Origin of the sequence: Mycobacterium talmoniae, assembly GCF_001854525.1 — a bacterium.
GTDB classification, from domain to species: domain Bacteria; phylum Actinomycetota; class Actinomycetes; order Mycobacteriales; family Mycobacteriaceae; genus Mycobacterium; species Mycobacterium talmoniae.
The window spans coordinates 22,182-38,671 of the sequence record NZ_MLQM01000029.1; the positions used below are offsets into that span (position 1 = coordinate 22,182).

At 70.3% G+C, this 16,490-nt stretch carries 17 protein-coding genes and 1 pseudogene; 5 read left to right on the forward strand and 13 right to left on the reverse strand.

What is annotated here, in order from left to right:
* Window positions 1-2 precede the first annotated feature (2 nt).
* On the reverse strand, window positions 3-866 hold the full coding sequence (locus tag BKN37_RS08140) for an alpha/beta fold hydrolase (protein WP_071024256.1): 864 nt from the start codon (window positions 864-866) through the stop codon (window positions 3-5).
* Between the two features lie 139 nt (window positions 867-1,005).
* On the opposite strand from BKN37_RS08140, the gene BKN37_RS08145 reads away from it, so the two are divergent.
* On the forward strand, window positions 1,006-1,671 hold the full coding sequence (locus BKN37_RS08145) for an IclR family transcriptional regulator (protein ID WP_071024258.1): 666 nt from the start codon (window positions 1,006-1,008) through the stop codon (window positions 1,669-1,671).
* Window positions 1,672-1,700: 29 nt separating this feature from the next.
* Window positions 1,701-3,296: an FAD-dependent oxidoreductase gene (locus BKN37_RS08150; protein WP_071024260.1), complete on the forward strand. Its 1,596-nt coding sequence runs from the start codon at window positions 1,701-1,703 to the stop codon at window positions 3,294-3,296.
* A gap of 136 nt (window positions 3,297-3,432) precedes the next feature.
* Here the strand turns inward: BKN37_RS08150 and BKN37_RS08155 are convergent, their stop codons facing one another.
* The 6 genes from BKN37_RS08155 to BKN37_RS08180 all read right to left on the reverse strand — a co-directional run bounded on the left by BKN37_RS08155 (window position 3,433) and on the right by BKN37_RS08180 (window position 8,368).
* Window positions 3,433-3,825: a type II toxin-antitoxin system VapC family toxin gene (locus tag BKN37_RS08155; RefSeq protein WP_071024263.1), complete on the reverse strand. Its 393-nt coding sequence runs from the start codon at window positions 3,823-3,825 to the stop codon at window positions 3,433-3,435.
* Window positions 3,825-4,100, reverse strand: coding sequence for a type II toxin-antitoxin system Phd/YefM family antitoxin (locus tag BKN37_RS08160; protein WP_071024265.1), 276 nt, complete (start codon window positions 4,098-4,100; stop codon window positions 3,825-3,827). The genes BKN37_RS08155 and BKN37_RS08160 overlap by 1 nt, the downstream gene beginning before the upstream one ends.
* A 69-nt stretch (window positions 4,101-4,169) precedes the next feature.
* Window positions 4,170-4,937 (reverse strand): enoyl-CoA hydratase/isomerase family protein, encoded by a 768-nt coding sequence (locus tag BKN37_RS08165; protein ID WP_071024267.1) that lies wholly within the window; start codon window positions 4,935-4,937, stop codon window positions 4,170-4,172.
* Between the two features lie 57 nt (window positions 4,938-4,994).
* Complete coding sequence (locus BKN37_RS08170) at window positions 4,995-6,086, reverse strand: acyl-CoA dehydrogenase family protein (protein ID WP_071024270.1); 1,092 nt, start codon at window positions 6,084-6,086, stop codon at window positions 4,995-4,997.
* Window positions 6,073-6,978, reverse strand: a complete 906-nt coding sequence (locus BKN37_RS08175; protein ID WP_071024272.1) for an acyl-CoA dehydrogenase family protein — start codon at window positions 6,976-6,978, stop codon at window positions 6,073-6,075. The genes BKN37_RS08170 and BKN37_RS08175 overlap by 14 nt, the downstream gene beginning before the upstream one ends.
* Window positions 6,956-8,368: a class I adenylate-forming enzyme family protein gene (locus BKN37_RS08180; protein ID WP_071024274.1), complete on the reverse strand. Its 1,413-nt coding sequence runs from the start codon at window positions 8,366-8,368 to the stop codon at window positions 6,956-6,958. Before BKN37_RS08180 ends, BKN37_RS08175 begins: the two co-directional genes overlap by 23 nt.
* A 74-nt stretch (window positions 8,369-8,442) precedes the next feature.
* Between BKN37_RS08180 and BKN37_RS08185 the strand changes: the two genes are divergently transcribed.
* On the forward strand, window positions 8,443-9,447 hold the full coding sequence (locus BKN37_RS08185) for a ferredoxin--NADP reductase (RefSeq protein WP_071024277.1): 1,005 nt from the start codon (window positions 8,443-8,445) through the stop codon (window positions 9,445-9,447).
* Here the strand turns inward: BKN37_RS08185 and BKN37_RS08190 are convergent.
* The 3 genes from BKN37_RS08190 to BKN37_RS08200 are packed head-to-tail and all read right to left on the reverse strand — an operon-like array spanning window position 9,428 to window position 12,336.
* On the reverse strand, window positions 9,428-9,760 hold the full coding sequence (locus BKN37_RS08190; RefSeq protein ID WP_071024279.1) for an NAD-dependent epimerase/dehydratase family protein: 333 nt from the start codon (window positions 9,758-9,760) through the stop codon (window positions 9,428-9,430). The genes BKN37_RS08185 and BKN37_RS08190 overlap by 20 nt on opposite strands.
* Window positions 9,753-10,934 (reverse strand): cytochrome P450, encoded by a 1,182-nt coding sequence (locus tag BKN37_RS08195; RefSeq protein WP_071024282.1) that lies wholly within the window; start codon window positions 10,932-10,934, stop codon window positions 9,753-9,755. Before BKN37_RS08195 ends, BKN37_RS08190 begins: the two co-directional genes overlap by 8 nt.
* Window positions 10,921-12,336: an ABC1 kinase family protein gene (locus BKN37_RS08200; RefSeq protein ID WP_083341663.1), complete on the reverse strand. Its 1,416-nt coding sequence runs from the start codon at window positions 12,334-12,336 to the stop codon at window positions 10,921-10,923. The genes BKN37_RS08195 and BKN37_RS08200 overlap by 14 nt, the downstream gene beginning before the upstream one ends.
* Before the next feature lie 68 nt (window positions 12,337-12,404).
* Here BKN37_RS08200 and BKN37_RS08205 point away from each other — a divergent pair, with 68 nt between their 5' ends.
* Window positions 12,405-13,001 (forward strand): TetR/AcrR family transcriptional regulator, encoded by a 597-nt coding sequence (locus BKN37_RS08205; RefSeq protein WP_071024285.1) that lies wholly within the window; start codon window positions 12,405-12,407, stop codon window positions 12,999-13,001.
* 83 nt (window positions 13,002-13,084) lie between these two features.
* Here BKN37_RS08205 and BKN37_RS08210 read toward each other — a convergent pair whose 3' ends face one another.
* Window positions 13,085-14,041, reverse strand: coding sequence for an LLM class F420-dependent oxidoreductase (locus tag BKN37_RS08210; protein ID WP_071024287.1), 957 nt, complete (start codon window positions 14,039-14,041; stop codon window positions 13,085-13,087).
* 86 nt (window positions 14,042-14,127) lie between these two features.
* Between BKN37_RS08210 and BKN37_RS08215 the strand changes: the two genes are divergently transcribed.
* Entirely contained in the window at window positions 14,128-14,958 is an 831-nt protein-coding gene (locus BKN37_RS08215) for an SDR family oxidoreductase (RefSeq protein WP_071024289.1), read from the forward strand.
* Here the strand turns inward: BKN37_RS08215 and BKN37_RS08220 are convergent.
* Both BKN37_RS08220 and BKN37_RS29080 read right to left on the reverse strand, forming a co-directional pair.
* Window positions 14,955-15,878 carry a class I SAM-dependent methyltransferase gene (locus tag BKN37_RS08220; protein ID WP_071024292.1) on the reverse strand — a complete coding sequence of 308 codons (924 nt, stop codon included), beginning with the start codon at window positions 15,876-15,878 and terminating at the stop codon, window positions 14,955-14,957. The two genes, BKN37_RS08215 and BKN37_RS08220, sit on opposite strands and share 4 nt — an antisense overlap.
* Before the next feature lie 369 nt (window positions 15,879-16,247).
* A pseudogene (locus BKN37_RS29080) lies at window positions 16,248-16,490 on the reverse strand (hypothetical protein); the annotation flags it as partial.

Consider the following 16,490-nt stretch of genomic DNA (forward strand, 5'->3'; position numbering starts at 1 on the left):
CCTCAGCGTCCCAGCAGGAAGTCGAGGTGCAGCCGGTCGAACGTCGCGGCGTCCTCGTACTGCGGCCAGTGCCCGCAGCCGGGCATCACCTCGAACCGCGCCCCGGGGATCATCGAGGCGATGCGACGGCCCTCGGCCACATCGGCGGTCGGGTCGTCGCTGGTCCACAGCACCAGGGTCTGCGCGGTGATCGCCCCGTATTCGGCCGGGCCCAACAGGTTACGGGCCCGGATGTCCGGGTCCTGCAGCGCCATAATGTCTTTCATCGCGCCGACGAATCCGGGTTGCCGGTACACCCGTTGCCGGCTGGCGACCAGGTCGTCGTAGTCCTTGGATTTGTCCGCCATCAGCCACTTGATCCGCGCCTGCACGGTCTCCCAGGTCGGGTTCTCCGCGGCCGCCATGGACAGCGTGATAATCCGCTGCATCACTTCCGGGTCGGCCTGCGAGCCCCCCGCGGTGTTGAGCACCAACTTCTCGATGCGGTCCGGGTGGTCGACGGCGGCGCGGGCGGCCACCCAACCGCCCAGCGACTCCCCGGACACGCACGCCCGTTGCGCGCCGATGACGTCCAGCACCGTCATCAGGTGCTCGACGTAGTGGCCGACCTCCAGCGGGTGACCCGGCTTGTCGGTGTAGCCGTGCCCCAGCATGTCGATCGACCAGGTCCAGAAATGCTCGCCGTGCGCGGCCAGGTTGCGCACGTAGGCCTCGGCGTGGCCGCCGGATCCGTGCAGCAGCAACAGCACCGGCTTGTCCGGGTCGCCGGCGCGCAGGTACCGGGTGCGCACGCCGCGGGCGTCGAGGTACCCCTGCTCGAATGCCACCCCTTGCAGATCGCTCCAGACGCTCTCGTGCTCCGGCACCGGGTTCCTCTCTGGCCTCAACAGCGGAAATGCCACTCTCGTATTGAACTAATCTTGTGTGCTAAAATCGCACATCGATGTGCACTATGTATAGAGCATCACTCTCGGTGGGACGTATGTCAAGGCATCTGCCCACGCCATGACCGGTTCCCAGACGTTGGCGCGGGGGCTGGCGGCGCTGCAGTCGGTGGCGGCCGCACCGGCGGGATTGTCGGCGCAGCAGGTCGCCGACCAGGTTGGGGTGCACCGGACCATCGCGTATCGGCTGCTGGCCACGTTGGCCGACTTTCGGTTCGTGGCCAAGGGCGACGACGGCCGGTACCGCCCGGCCGCCGGTCTGGCGGTGCTCGGCGCCTCCTTCGACCGCAACCTGCGTCAGTTGAGCCTGCCGACGCTGCAGGGCCTGGCCGACGAGCTGGGTACCACGGTGTCGCTGCTGGTCGCCGAGGGCGATCAGCAGGTGGCGGTCGCCGTCATCGTCCCCACCCAGGTCGCCTATCAGCTGGCCTTCCATGAGGGCAGTCGGCACCCGTTGAGCCGCGGCGCGGCCGGGGTCGCCCTGCTGGCCAGCATGCCGCCGCAGCCGCAGGAACGGGACCTGGTCGCCCGGGCCCGCCAGCAGGGCTGGGTGATCACCCACGGCGAGATCGAACCCAACACCTACGGCCTGGCGGTGCCGGTGCACCGGGTCCCGCCGTCGCCGCCGACCTGCATCAACCTGATCTCGCACCGCGAAGACGTCGTACGACGCGGCAAGGACGCAGTTCTGCAGGCCGCCAAGCAATTATCGGCGATTCTCAGCTGAGCATCGCGATCGCAGAGAGGACCTAGCCTATGCCTTCTTGGGACCACGAAGTCGATGTCGTCGTCTGCGGCAGCGGCGGTGCCGGCCTCACCGCGGCCCTGACGGCCGCCGCGCACGGCGCCTCGGTCGCGCTCTACGAGCGGGCCGCGACCGTCGGCGGCACCACCGCGGTCTCCGGGGGCATCGCCTGGATCCCCGCGCACCACCGCGCCCCGGACACCGCGCTCAGCGTGGACGACGCGCTGGCCTATCTGCGGGCGCAGTCGTTCGGCGCGATGGACGACGCGCTGGTCGACACGTTCGTGCGCACCGGGGAGTCGATGCTGGACTTCGTTGAGGCACACAGCGGTCTGCGGTTCGAGATCGCCACCGGTTTTCCCGACTACAAGCCGGAGCTGCCCGGCGGACAGCCCGGCGGCGGCCGCTCGCACAGTCCGGTGCCCTACCCGCTGGGCCGGCTCGGTGAGTGGGCCGAGCGGATCACCGCGTTTCCCGCGGACTGGTCCAATGTCGGGTTCGACGCCGAGACCCGGGCCCGGTTGCACGCCGACGTCGACGACGGCTCCGGCGAGCTCTGCGTGGCCGGCACCGCGTTGGTCGCCGGCCTGCTGCAAGGCCTGCTCGAGGCGGGGGTGGTGCCGCAAACCCGCTGCCGCGCCGTCGAACTCATCACCACCGAGGGCGCGGTGACCGGCGTCCGGATCGAGCGCGACGGCACGGTGTCGCGGGTGCACGCGCGCCGCGGGGTGATCCTGGCCAACGGCGGCTTCGAATGGGATCCGGCGCTGACCGAGGCGTTCCTGCGCGGCCCGATGCACGGCGCGGTATCGCCGCCCAACAACACCGGTGACGGGTTGCGGATGGCGATGGCCTGCGGCGCCGACCTGGCCACTATGGGCGAAGCGTGGTGGGTGCCGATCGTGCAAATCCCCGGCGACACCATCGACGGCCAGCAACGCAGCCGCAGTGTGCGGCTGGAACGCACCCGCCCGCGCAGCGTCATCGTCAACCGCGCCGGGCGGCGGTTCGTCAACGAGGCGTGCGACTACAACTCGATGGCCGGCGCGTTCCACTACCTGGATCCCCGCGACGGCTACGTCAACGATCCGGCGTGGATCGTGTTCGACGCGCTGCACCTGAAGCGGTACGGATTTTTGGGGGTGGCGCCCGGCGAGCCGGTGCCGGACTGGTTTTCGATGTCCACCGACCTCACCGAGTTGGGCGCCAAGACCGGGATCGATCCGTACGGGCTGGCCCACACCCTGGCCGAATGGAATCGCAACGTCGCCGCGGGCACCGATCCGGACTTCGGCCGCGGCGCCAGCGCCTACGACGGCTACTGGGGTGATGACGGCAAGACGTTGGGCCCCATCGACACCGCCCCGTATTTCGCGGTGCCGGTGTCGGTCGGGGCGATGGGCACCAAGGGCGGGCCGCGCACCGACCGCGACGCCCGGGTGCTGCACGTCAGCGGGGCGCCGATCCCGGGGTTGTTCGCCGCCGGCAACGCGATGGCCGGGGTGACCGGGCGGGCCTACGGCGGCGCCGGCGGAACCATCGGCCCGGCAATGGTGTTCGGCTACCGCGCGGGGTATGCCGCGGCGACGGGTCGATCGATCGACTAACCCTCCGTCGAGTGTGCGGTTTGGTACGTCCTGAGCGCGAAAGGCGGATCAAACCGCACACTCGCGGGTCGGCGACGGATCAATTGCGTCACCGGCAGCCCGCAAGGGCTCAAGTGGGCTAACTCGCCAACGTGAGCTACACCGGGGCGATCACCGCCATGCCGAGATCTTCGGCGGCCTCCCGCATCCGTTCGTCGTAGGTACACAATTTGCCAAGATCGCTGCCGAGTCGCTGCGCCGTCGCCAGGTGAATGGCGTCGAGTGAGCGCACCTGCAATGGCCGGAGCCGGCCAGCCAGATCCAGCACGCGATTCTCCACGCGAACCAGGTCCAGGTCGGCAAGCGCCCGCCGCCCGGCTTTCCGCGCCGAATCGCCCTTGTCGAGCAGAGCGCGCATGACCTCCGTGCGCACCAAGGCGCTCGACACCCGAGGACGCCGACCACGAAGATAGTCGCGCAGTGCGTCCGATTCCGGCTCGCGCACCACGAGTTTGACGATGGCCGACGAGTCGAGGTAGATGAGCGCCATTACCGCTCGTGCTCGCGTAGGCGCGCCAGCGTCACCGAAGGCAGCTCCACGCCGGGTTCGAGGTCGAGCGGTTCGGGCAAATCATCGAATTCGAGAGTGGCACGTTCGATCTCGCCGCTTGCCAGCATCTGCTCGTAGGGTCCGCCCCCCGGCATCGGTGAGAGTAGAGCTACCGGCCTGCCGCGGTCGGTAATCTCAATCGTCTCGCCGGCCTCAACGCGCCGGAGGAGTTCACTGGCCCGTTGTCGCAGCTCACGCACACCCACCGAACTCATGTGCTAACTGTAGCACTTCATTCTGTCTATGCTGTTCGGCAACCGCGCCGCACACCCGCGGGCCGGCGGCTAGGGCTTCCCCGCGTTGAGCCGAGCGACGATGGCGGCGAAGTCGTCGGTCTGAAACGACTGATCCTCGGCCATATTCGCGAAATCCAGGGTGGCCAGCACGGCCCGCTCCAGGTGGATGTTGAGCAGCCGTTTGGTGCTTTCCACCGCCTGACGCGGCAGCTCGGCGATCCGTTTGGCGCACGCGATCGCCTCGGCCAGCGGATCCGCCACGACGTGGTTGGCCAGCCCCAGCGTCGCCGCGCGTTCGGCGCCGATCCGGGCGCCGGTCAGCGCGTACTCCTTGGCCAGCAGCAGGCTCATCTGCAGCGGCCAGGTCAGCGGGCCGCCGTCGGCGGCCACCAGGCCCACCTGCACGTGCGGGTCGGCCAGATACGCGCCCTCGGCCATGTAGACGATGTCGCTGAGCGCCACCAGGCTGCAGCCCAACCCCACCGCGGGCCCGTTGACCGCGGCGATCACGGGGGTGCGGCAGCGCGCCATGCCCAGCACGATCTCGCGGCCGTGCGCAATCGTCTTGGCGCGCAGGTCATCGTCGCGGCGCAGCTCGTCGAGGTAGGCGAAGTCGCCGCCGGCCGAAAACGCGCGCCCGGCACCGGTCAGCACCGCGGCCCGGGCGTCGCGGTCCTCGTCCAGCCGCGACCAGAGCTGCGCCAGCCCGGTGTGCAGCGCGTCGTTGACCGCGTTCAGCGCGTCGGGGCGATTGAGCGTGATGATCCGCAGCGGCCCGTCGGCGCGGACGTCGATTTCAGCGGGCATGTCGTACATATCAGACTCCTTCAATGGTCGTGACCCGCTTCACCCGGGCTTCGCCCGCGTTCGCGGTCACTCCGTCAATCCCAGGATTCGGCCGGCGATGATGTTCTTCTGAATCTGTGCGGTGCCGCCCATCACGGACTGCGCGCGGCTGTACAGGTAGGCGCTGAGCAGATCCGGGTCGTCGGCCCCGCCGACCGCCAGCGCGGCGTGGCCGACCGACTGCTCCACCCAGGTCATCAGCAGCTTGTCCAGTGACCCTTCCGGGCCGTGCGAGACGCCGTCGAGCTGTTCGGACAGCCGGCGGCGCACGTGCAGCCGCAGCATCTCGGTCTGCACCGCCGCCCAGGCCAGCTCCTCGGGAGCATCGCCGTGCACCCGACCGGCCAACTGGCGCACCAATTTCCCGTAGCGGGCTGAATACCCCAGCGTCGACGGCTCGCGTTCGTGGCCGACCACCGTCATCGCCAACGCCCAGCCCTCGCCGGGCGCGCCGATCATCTGGCTGGCCGGCACCGTCGCCCCGTCGAACAGTACCTGGCCGAATTCGGTGGTGACGCCGTTGATCATCCGCAGCGGTCGCTGCTCGATGCCGGGCTGGTGCATGGAGATGATGAACGCCGAGATGCCGCGGTGCCGCGGCGCGTCCTTATCGGTGCGGGCCAACAGCAAACACCAGTCGGCGACGTCGGAATAGCTGGTCCAGATCTTGTGCCCGTGGATGACGTAGTGGTCGCCCTGCCGGGTCGCCGTGGTGGTCAACGACGCCAGGTCCGAGCCGGCGCCCGGTTCGGAGAAGCCCTGACACCACCGCTGCGTGCCGTTGATCATCCCGGGCAAAAACCGCTGCTGCAGTTCGGGACTGGCGTGCCGGCCCAGGCCGACGACGAGGTAGCCCAGGCTGGGCCGCGGCGGGGCACCGGCGCGGGCCAGCTCCTCATCGACAATGACGTCATAGACCGGGGGCAGTTCGTGGCCCCCGTAGGCGCGCGGCCAGGACAGCCCGAAGAACCCGGCGCCGTACAGCGCCTGATGCCATTCGCCTTGGCGCGTCCAGTACTCGTCGTCCCCCGCGGACGGGAAGGTGCCCGCCCGCTCGGTCAACCAGGCCCGCAGCCGGTCGCGGAAGGCGGCTTCCTCGGGTGAATCACGAAAGTCCACTGTTGATCTCCCTCAACGTGACGGGCCACAGCCCCGTCGATACCAGTGCGCGCCGCAGATAGACGTGGGCCAGGCACTCCCAGGTGTTGCCGATGCCGCCGTGCACCTGGATGGCGGTCTCGCACACGGTGCGGGTGGCGCGCGCGCAGTACACCTTGGCGATCCGGGCGGCGGCGACCGCCTCGGCGGGGTCGAGTTCGTCGACCGCCCAGGCGGCGTGCCGCAGCACGCTGATCGACCCTTCGATCAGCGCCAGTCCCTCGGCCAGCAGGTGCGCGATGGCCTGATACGACCCGATCGGTTTGCCGTACTGTTCACGGATCTTGGCGTAGTCGCAGGCCAGTGCGTGCGCGCCGCGCGCGGTGCCGACCAGGTCGGCGCCGGTGGCCACCAGCGCCAACGCCCGCCAGCGCAGCGCGGTTTCGGGGTCCAGCCGGCCCACCGGCTGCGGCGTTCCGCTCAGGTCGGCACCGGTTCGGGTCAGGTCGGCGCCGGCACGCACCGCGCCGACGCCGGCGCTCAGCACCGCGTCGTCGCGCAGCAGCACGGCGTGTTCGGCGCCGCGGGCGTCGATCGCGGTGTCGCCCACCGCGACGGTGGCCGCCCCGATGTCGGTGTCCAGGTGGCGGGCCAGATCGTCGGCGAGCACCGGGCCCAGGTAGGGCACGTCGACCAGGCCGCGACCGAACTCCTCGGCGACGATCGCCACCTCCACGCCGGAGGCCCCGTCGGAGCGCAGCGCGCGCCACCCGGTTTGGGCGACGGCTTTTTCCAGCCGCGCCCGCCGCGCCGCGTCGTCGAGGTCGGCGACCGACCCGGGACCCAGATCGTCGGCCAATTTCGCTGCGGCGTCACATAATTGCCGCTGTTCAGCGTTCAGCCGGACATCCATACCGCTCCTTGAGTACTCGGCGTAACAGTTTTCCGGACGGCAGCCGGGGGATCTCGTCGACGAACAGCACCCGGCGCGGCCGCTTGTAAGACGCCAACCGCTCGGCGACCAGCGCCGCCAATTCGGTGTCGGTGACCGGTGCGCGGGTGGTGACCGCCGCCACCACGGCTTCCCCGTCGGCGGGATCGGCCACCCCGAACACCGCGCAGTCGGTAACGGCCGGGTGCCCGTGCAGCACCGCCTCGACTTCGGCGGGCGCGACCTGAAAGCCGCGCACCTTGATCATTTCCTTGCACCGGTCGGTGATCCGGAGCCAGCCGTCGGCGTCGAGGTAGCCGACATCGCCGGTGTGATACCAGCCGTCGCGCAACACCTCCGCGGTCGCCTCGGCCGGCAGGTAGCCGGCCATCAGCGAGTCCGCCCGCGCCCAGATCTCCCCGATTTCGCCGGGCGGCACCGGGTTTCCGCTGTCCAGCGCCACCACCTGGACCTGCACCCCGGGCACCGGGCGGCCCACACTGTCCAGTCGCGGGCACTGCGGTGGACTGCATGCGATGACCGGCAGCTCACTGGTGCCGTAGGCCGGCAGCCAGCGCACACCGGTGCGGGCGGTGACGGTGTCGGCGACGCTGGCGGTGACCGGGGTGGCGCCCCACATGATGTAGCGCAGCGACGACAGATCGAAGGACTCCAGGTCGGGGTGCGCCGCGATCGCCAACGCGATCGGCGCGACGGCCATCTCCACGGTGATCCGGTCGGATTCGATGTGGCGCAGCATGGTGTCGACGTCGAACCGGCGGTGCAGCCGCAGCCACGCCCCGGTGTCCAGCGCGGTGAGGATGTTGAGCAGCCCCAGGATGTGCGACGGCGGGGTGACGACCTGGATCCGGTCGGCCGCGGTCAACCCCAGCGCGGCGCGCCAGTGCCGCACCGCCGCGGCCAGCGACGCGTGGGTGTGCCGGACCGCTTTGGGCTGCCCGGTGGTGCCCGAGCTGAACACCAGCAGCGCGTCGGCGTCCGCGGGCGGCGGCACGCCCGCCGGCGGCCCCGGCGTGATCGGCTCGTCCAGGTGCCACATCGGCATCGCCTCGGCCAGCACCGGGTGGTCGCCGACGGCGTGGCCGGGGTGGGTCAACGCCAACGCGTGCGCGACCTCGGCACGCTTATAAGCCGGGCTGAGCAGCACCACCACCGCGCCCAGGCGCCAGATAGCGTGCAGGGCGACGACGAATTCCGGGCGGTTCGACGCCATCAACGCCACCCGGTCGCCGGTGCTCACCCCCCGCGCGGCCAGGATGCGCGCCAGCCCGCCCGCCAGCGCGTCGAGCTCCGGCAGCCGATACTGCCGGTCCTCGAACGCCAGCACGGAACCGGACGATCCTGACACCATTTGAGAAGATCCTATCGTTTTGAGAGAATAGTATTCTCTGTTGTGAAGAACGCAAGCGCGGGAGGGGGCGGCCGATGGCGATCACCCACGTGTTCCAGCAGGCGACGGTGACCCGGATCATCAAGGAGACCGCCGACGCGCGGACCTTCGTGCTGGCCCCGCGGGAGGCCCCGTTCAGCTACCGGGCCGGCCAGTACTGCACGTTCCGGGTCCAGGTGGACGGCGAAGAGCTGTACCGGTCGTATTCGATGTCCAGCGCGCCGGAGACCGATACCGAGCTGATGACCACGGTCAAACGCGTTCCGGGCGGCAAGGTCTCGAACTGGATGCTGGACAACGTCGTCGAGGGCGACGAGTTGACCATGACGCGGGCGGCGGGCACGTTCTGCCTGGATGCCGCCGCGGTGCCGGTGCTGGGCTTCGCCGGCGGCAGCGGGATCACGCCGCTGTTGTCGCTGGCCAAAAGCGCGCTAGCCGGCACGGACCGCACGGTGCGGCTGCTGTGCGCCGACCGCGACGCCGCCTCGGCGATTTTCGACGCCGCCCTGGCCGAGTTGGCGGCCCGGCACCCCGGCCGGCTGTCGGTGCGGCGGCATCTGGACGCCGACGACGGGCTGCTCGACGCCGCCGCGGTGCGCGAGTTCGTCGGCGCCGACACCGGCGCCGACTGCTACGTGTGCGGCCCGGAGGGTTTCATGACCGTGGTGCGCTCGGCGTTGCCCGGCCCGGGCCGGGTTTTCGTCGAGGACTTCGATCTACCGGCGCCCAAGGAGCCGGCCGCCGCTACCGCCGAAACCGCCGACGCGACGGGCACGGTGACGATTCACCTGGAACGCAAGAAGGTATCGGTGCCGCGGGTGGCCGGGGAAACCCTGCTGGAAAGCGCCCGGCGCGCCGGGCTGGCCCCGCCGTTTTCCTGCGAGGCCGGCAACTGCGGGACGTGCATGGCCCACATCAGCGAGGGCAGTGCGACGATGCGGGTCAATGACGCGCTCGACGACGACGAGGTGGCCGACGGCTACATCCTGACCTGCCAGGGCGTGCCGGACACCGCATCGATCACCGTGCACTACGAGTAAAGGCGGCGTAGCCGCTGCGCACGCTGTCATACGCCGGTTGCCAGCCGGCCTGGGCGCGGAATCGGTTGTTGCTGACCCGAAGTGAGCGGGTCAGCGAGGTGGTGCGGTCACCGAGCAGCAGCGCGGCGCGCCCCGGCACATACAGCCACGGCGTTTTGCCGACGGCGGCCGCGCAGGCCCGTGCGTAGTCCCGCTTGGTGACCGGTTCGTTGTCGACGACGTTGTAGGTGCCCGGCGGCGAGGAGCGCCGGCACCGTGTGGCCGCCGACGGCGCCGGTCCCTCCGGTGACGAAGACCCGCATCGGTTAGACACCGAAAACGACGGGGACGCACAGCGGTCCGCGAATGGCGGGGGCGTCGCGCCAGTGCACCGGGCCGGCCAGCACCGGCCGGCGGGCCAGCACCTGCGGCAGCGCCGCGGTGATTTCCATCCGGGCCAGGGCGGCGCCCAGGCAGTGGTGGGCGCCGTAGCCGAACGACAGCGGCGCGGGCCCGGTGCGGTCCAGCCGGAACCGGTCGGGGTCGGCGAAGACGGCGGGGTCGCGGTTGGCGGCCGCGACGGCGACCAGCGCGGTCTGGCCGGGCGCGATGTCGACGCCGGCGATGCGGTGGGGTTCGGTGGCGGTGCGCACCACGGCCTGCGCGGGCGCGTCCAGCCGCAGCAGCTCGGTGACCAGCGCGGGATCGTCGGCGTCGACGCGGTCGGCGAGCCGGGTGCCGTCGTCGCCGGGGGTCAGCAGCCGGGCCAGGCCCGCGCCGAGCAGGTTGGCGGTGGTTTCGTGGCCGGCCACCGCGATCAGGATCGTCGTCGCCACCACGTCGTCGAGGTCCAGGGCCGGGTCGGTGGCGATGAAGCTGATCAGGTCGTCGCCGGGGTGGGCGCGCCGGTCGGCGGCCAGCGGCAGGAACTCGGTCATCAGCTCCGCGGCCGCCGCGGCACCGGCCCGCACGTCGTCGGTGTCGGCCAGGGTGCCCAGCATCCGGATGATCACCGGCGACAGCTCGCGCAGCAGCCTCGAGCAGCCGGTGCCCAGGTGCAGCCATTCGCCCACCACCGCGATCGGGATCGGCAGCGCGATGTCGGCCATGAAGTCGAACGCGGTGTCCGGCGCGGGTTGGCCGATCACCGCCGCGACGATCGCGTCGACCCCGTCGGCCAGCCCGCTGATAAACGAGCGGGTGAACACGTCGTGCACCGCACCGCGCAGCCGCTGATGCGCGGCGCCGTCGGCGAACAGCATGGAGCGGCGCGTCAAATCCCGGCTGGCCGGGTCCATCACGAGCCGGGCGGCGGGATTGGCCAGCGGATCGCTGGTCCACCCGGTGCCGCCCAGCACCTCGCGGGCCGCCTGGTAGCCCAAAACCAGCCAGCCCTGCGCGGTGTCGTCCCACACCACGTCGCCGGCGGTGCGGCGGGATCGATAGAACGGGTAGGGGTCGGCGGCGTCCCACGGCAGCCGCGGCGCCGCCAGCTCAGCGCTGGTCATGCTCGTCCATTCCGTAGGGCAGGCCGCGGTCGCGGACCCAGGCGTCGTGCTGTTTGCCCACCGCGCTGATCGGTGCGGCGACGCCGTCCATGTCATCGACCGTGGACCGCACGTGGAAGGTGGCCGCCAGCGCGGTGAAGATCGCGTTCATCGACAGGTTGATCCGGGCGAAGAACACGAAGTCGGGCGGCACCAGCATGCGCCGCAACGGGTGATCGGCGGCCCGCACATCGACCAAGGACCGGATGGAGCGCTCGGCGGCGTCCTTGGTGTAGGTGGCCGGTTGCGGGGCCAGCAGCTCATAGGTGATCGCGGTCCACCACTGGTAGGCCTCGTCCGCGGTGAGCGTGGAATCCTCGGCGAGGAAACCGCTTTCGGCCATCAGGTCGCGCAGCTCGGTCCGGCGGCCGTCCAGGACGGCCCGCAGCATGCGCACGATGTGGTGCCGGTGGTATTCGGGTAGCACCTTCACGCAGCCGAAGTCGACGAATCCGACCCCGCCGTCCAGGCCGAACCGGTAGTTGCCCGGGTGCGGGTCGGCGTGAAACAGGTTGGCGTGCCGGTAGGAGCCGGTGACCATCCGGCCGATCACCTCGGCCCAGGTGTTCTTCAGGTCCTGGTCGGCCTGTTGCGCTGCGGCCCAGTCCAATCCGTCCAGATAGGTCATGGTCAGCACCCGGTCGCCGGAGGCCTCGGGGACGACCTCCGGGATCCGGATGAACGGGTGGTCGCGGTACAGCGTGCTGAACGCGGTGATGTTGGCGGCCTCGTGCCGGTAGTCGATCTCCTCGGAGATCCGCGCGGAGATTTCGCGGGCGGCCTGCCGCATGTCGGGCATGGCGCCCGCCGCGGTGGACACGAACCGGACCACCGTGGTGAGCAGTTCGGTGTTGGCCAAGTCGTCGCGGATCGCCTCGGCCACACCGGGGTACTGGATCTTGACGGCCACCGGCCGACCGTCGGGCATTACCGCGCGATGCACCTGTCCGATGGAGGCGGCGGCCACCGGTTCGTCGGTGAACTCGGCGAACACGTCCGCGACGGGGCGGGAGAGTTCGGCCTCCAGCACACTGCGCGCCAGCGCCGGATCCATCGGCGGCGCATCGGCCTGCAACCGGGTGAGGGCTTGCTGATACGGCGAGAGTTCACCGCCGCCCACCGCGCCTGCGTCGACCAGGGAGAACATCTGGCCGGCCTTCATCAGCACCCCTTTGGAATGCCCGAGAAGTTCGGCGTAGCGCTGCGCGGTGCGTTCGTGGAACCGCTCGACCGCGGTGGCGTCGCCGGTCTTCTCCCGCAGCGCGGCGACCATCCGGCCGCCGGCGGCGCGCGCGGTGAACCCGGCCAGCGGCATGGTGCGGCGCACCCGGCCGCGCGGCACCTGACCGTCGGTATTCACCATCGCCACCTCCCCGGCCAGCTGATAAAGTACTTACTTGTCGATACTAAGTGAACACTTTGGAGCGGTCAATGGCGGAAGCGACGACGCGGGACCGGCTGGTCGCCGAGGCGATGCGGTTGTTCAGCGAGCAGGGCTACCGGGCGACCAGCGTGGCTCAGATCGAAGCCGCCGCGGGCCTGGCGCCGGGCTCGGGTGCGCTGTATCACCACTTCAAATCCAAGGAACTGCTGCTGGAAGCCGGCATCGACCGACAGCTGGACCGCCGTCGCGCCATGCGCGATATCCGGGCGCTGTTCGCCGGGCTGGGTGATCTGCGCACCGAGCTCACCCTGCTCGGCCGGTATCTGCTCACCGTGCTGGACGAGGAGAGCCAGCTGCTGCAGATCGCCGCCCGCAGCCCGGCCGAGCAGTCCACCCGGCTCAACGACGCCTACGCCGCCCTGGTCGACGGGCTCTACGCCGAACTCGCCGACTGGATCCGCGGCTGGGCGCCACACCTGGGCGCCGACGACGCGAAAACCATTGCCGTCGTGGGCGCTAACGCGCTGCTGGGCAAGCGTGCCACCGGGGCGCTGTTCCACGCCCCGGCCACCGAGATGCCCGACGAGCTGTTCCTCGCGGAGTGGACCACGATGCTGGCGCTGCGCGTCGAGTCATCCTCGTGATGCCGCCGCGTTGACTCTGCGCCCACCAGGCGGGTCACTCGAACTTTTGCCTGGTGGACGCAGAGTCAACGCGGCCGGCTAGGTCACCGAACCTGTTGCGCCAGTTCGGCGATCATTTCGCGGGTGCGACGTTTGGAGGCGATCAGCTCGTCGCGGTTGTCGCCGATCGGCAGCAGCCGCACCGACAGGTCGGTCACCCCGGCGTCGGCAAAGCGGCGGAACCGGGCCAAGATGGCCTCCTCGTCGCCGGCGGCGCACAGGTCACCGACGTCTTGGGCGTCACCGCGTTCCAGTAGCCGCTGGTAGTTCGGCGAGACCTCGGCCTCGCCGAGGATCCGGTTGGCCCGCTCCCGCGCCGCGTCGACTTCCGTTGGCGCGCATAGGCAGACCGGGATTCCGGCGACGATGCGCGGGGCGGGCCGGCCGGCGTTGTCGGCGGCCTTGGTGATGCGCGGCGCGATGTGATCACCGATGGCCCGCTCGTCGGCCATCCACAGCACGGTGCCGTCGGTGAGTTCGCCGGCGATGCCCAGCATCACCGGGCCCAGCGCGGCGACCAGCACCGGCAGCGGCGCCACCGGCCCCAGGTCGAGCGGGTTATGCACGGTGAAGGTGTCGTTCGCCACGTCGACCGGTCCGGGACCGCTCAGCGCGGCGTTGAGCACCTGTAGGTAGTCGCGGGTGTAGGCGGCGGGCCGCTCGTAGGGCAGCCCGAGCATGTCGCCGATGATCCAGTGGTGCGACGGGCCGACGCCCAGCGCCAGCCGCCCGCCGGCGGCGGCGTGCACCGATAACGCCTGGCGCGCCAACGCGATCGGATGCTGGGTCTGCAGCGGCACCACCGCGGTGCCCAACTCGATGCGGGTGGTTCGGGTCGCCATCAGCGCGACGGCGGTCAGCGCGTCGAAGTCGGTGGGCACCTGCGGGATCCAGGCGGTATCCATTCCGGCCGCCTCGGCCCACTCGATGTCGTCGAGCAGCTTGGTGACCTTACGGGCCGAGTCACCACGTTCCGCCCCGATCATCACTCCCAGACGCACGGTTCCTCCGTAAAGCCGACTCTGCACTCACTGATAACGTACTTGCAAAAAAAGAGAATGCCAATACCGCCTGCTCAAGGAGAACTATGCCGATCCCCCCGAACGCGTTCACCGACCGCACGCTGGTGATCTCCGGCGCCAGCCGGGGCATCGGGCTGGCCATCGGGCTGGCCGCGGCCCAGCGCGGCGCCAACGTGGTGCTGTTGGCCAAGACCGATCAACCGCATCCTCGGCTGCCGGGCACGGTGCACACCGCGGCCGCCGAGATCGAGGCGGCCGGCGGCAAGGCGCTGGCCGTGGTCGGTGACGTGCGCCGCGAAGAGGATGTCCAGCGTGCGGTCGACGCCGCCGTGCAGCGGTTCGGCGGCGTCGACGTGTGCGTGAACAATGCCAGTGCGATTGCCACCGAGCCCACCGAGCGGCTGTCGGCCAAGAAGTTCGACCTGATGCAGGACATCAATTCGCGCGGCACGTTTTTGCTGACCAAGGCCTGCCTGCCGCACCTGCGCGGCTCGGCGAACCCGCACGTGCTGACGATCGCGCCGCCGATCAACATGAACCCGTACTGGCTGGGCGTCCACCCGTCCTACACGTTGTCGAAGTACGCGATGACGCTGCTGTCGTTGGGTTGGGCCGCCGAGTTCGCCGACGCCGGGATCGCGGTGAATTGCCTGTGGCCCGAGACCTATATCGCGACGTCGGCGGTGACGAACCTGGCCGACGGCGACCGGCTGGCCAAGTCGTCACGCAGTCCGCGGATCATGGGCGATGCCGCGGCCGAGATCCTGGCCCGCCCGGCCGCCGACGCGACCGGCAACTGCTACCTCGACGCCGCGGTGCTCACCGCGGCCGGCGGCTACGACCTGGCCGACTACGGCGGCGGAGACGCACCGATCCGGGACCTGTTTTTGGACTAATCCAGCGCCGCGGTGACGTAGCTGGCGTCGGTGAACGGCATCTCGTCGTCGCCGAACGGGGTCAGCCCGTAGCGGCCGAATAGCTCGGCGTTGCTGGCAGCGACCGTCCGCCAGCCACGGCGGTTCAGGTAGTCGGCGGTGTCGTTGCGGTCGCCGAAGTACAGCAGCTCGGTCATATCCATATCGGCACCGTCATAGCCCCACGCGCGCCACAGCTCGGCAGTTTGCTGGCTGCGCTGTTGGATCCGGACCCGGTCGGCCTCGGTGAGGTTGGCGACCGATTCGGTGCCCAGCCGACTGCCCGGCGCGCTGAGCCGGGTGATGTTGTCCAGCAGGCGGTCTTGGGCGTCGGGCGGCAGGTAACCGAGCAGCCCCTCGGTGAGCCAGGCGGTCGGCCGGCTCGGGTCGAACCCGTGGGTTTGCAGCGCGCTGGGCCAATCGTCGCGAAGGTCGATGGCCACCGGGCGCCGCTCGGCGGTCGGGTGGGCGCCGAGGTTGGCCAGCGTGCGGGTCTTGAACTCGATGACCGCCGGCTGGTCGACCTCGAACACGGTGGTGCCGGCCGGCCAGGCCAGCCGGTAGGCCCGGGCGTCCAGGCCCGACGCCAGGATCACCACCTGGCGGATACCGGCGTCCGTCGCGTCGGCGAAGAAGTCGTCGAAGTATTTGGTGCGCACCGCCAGGTTCTCCGAGAGGCGGACGAGGTCCAGCGTCGGGTCCTCCCCGGTCCCGGCCAGCTCACCGCGGGCGAACTTGGTGAAGAACTCGACACCGACCGCGGTTACCAGCGGTTCGGCGAACGGATCGTCGATCAGCGGTCGGGGCTGGCTGCTCGCCACCGCCCGCTGCGCGGCGACGGCCGTCGCGGTCGCCCCCACGCTCGACGCCAGGTCCCAGGTGTCGCCGTCGGTACGCGCCATGTCATTCCTCCCGATGAGTCCATCGTCGTTTCTAGTTAGTTAGCTTAACAAACTAGACGGGTGTCCGCGGGAGAGGTGGGTCGCGGTGGGGGCGTTCCAGGCTGAACTTGCGGCTTCCAGCCTGAATTCAGGGTCGCGAGGCTGAACTCACGGCGTCCAGACTGCGGTGAGGACCTCGAGAATGCGCTCAGGGCATCGAGACTGAACTCACGGCGCCGAGCCTGCGCTCAGGCCGGGATTCCTCGCGGCAACTGGGCCTCACCGCAGACTCGACGCCAAGGATTCAGGCTCGCTGCCCTCACCGCAGACTCGGTGCCGCCACCGCAGACTCGGCGCCCTCACCGCAGACTCGATGCCGTGGATACCGGGTCAGCGATCCCGCTGCTCGTCGACGACGATGCGGGCGCGGGCCACCTCTTTGCTCGCGCCCTCCGGCGCCCGGCCCAACATGCCCGCGCCCGCCGAGGAGACCGGCACCGGGGCGCCGCCCATCGGGAAGGTGGTCGTCGGGCCGCGCAGTTCGGCGGCGTTGAGCACGCCGGCACGGCCCAGCGGCCGGCCGCCCTCCTCCGGGGTGAAGGTGCTCGCCGGCCGGGTAAAGCTGGCCAGCGC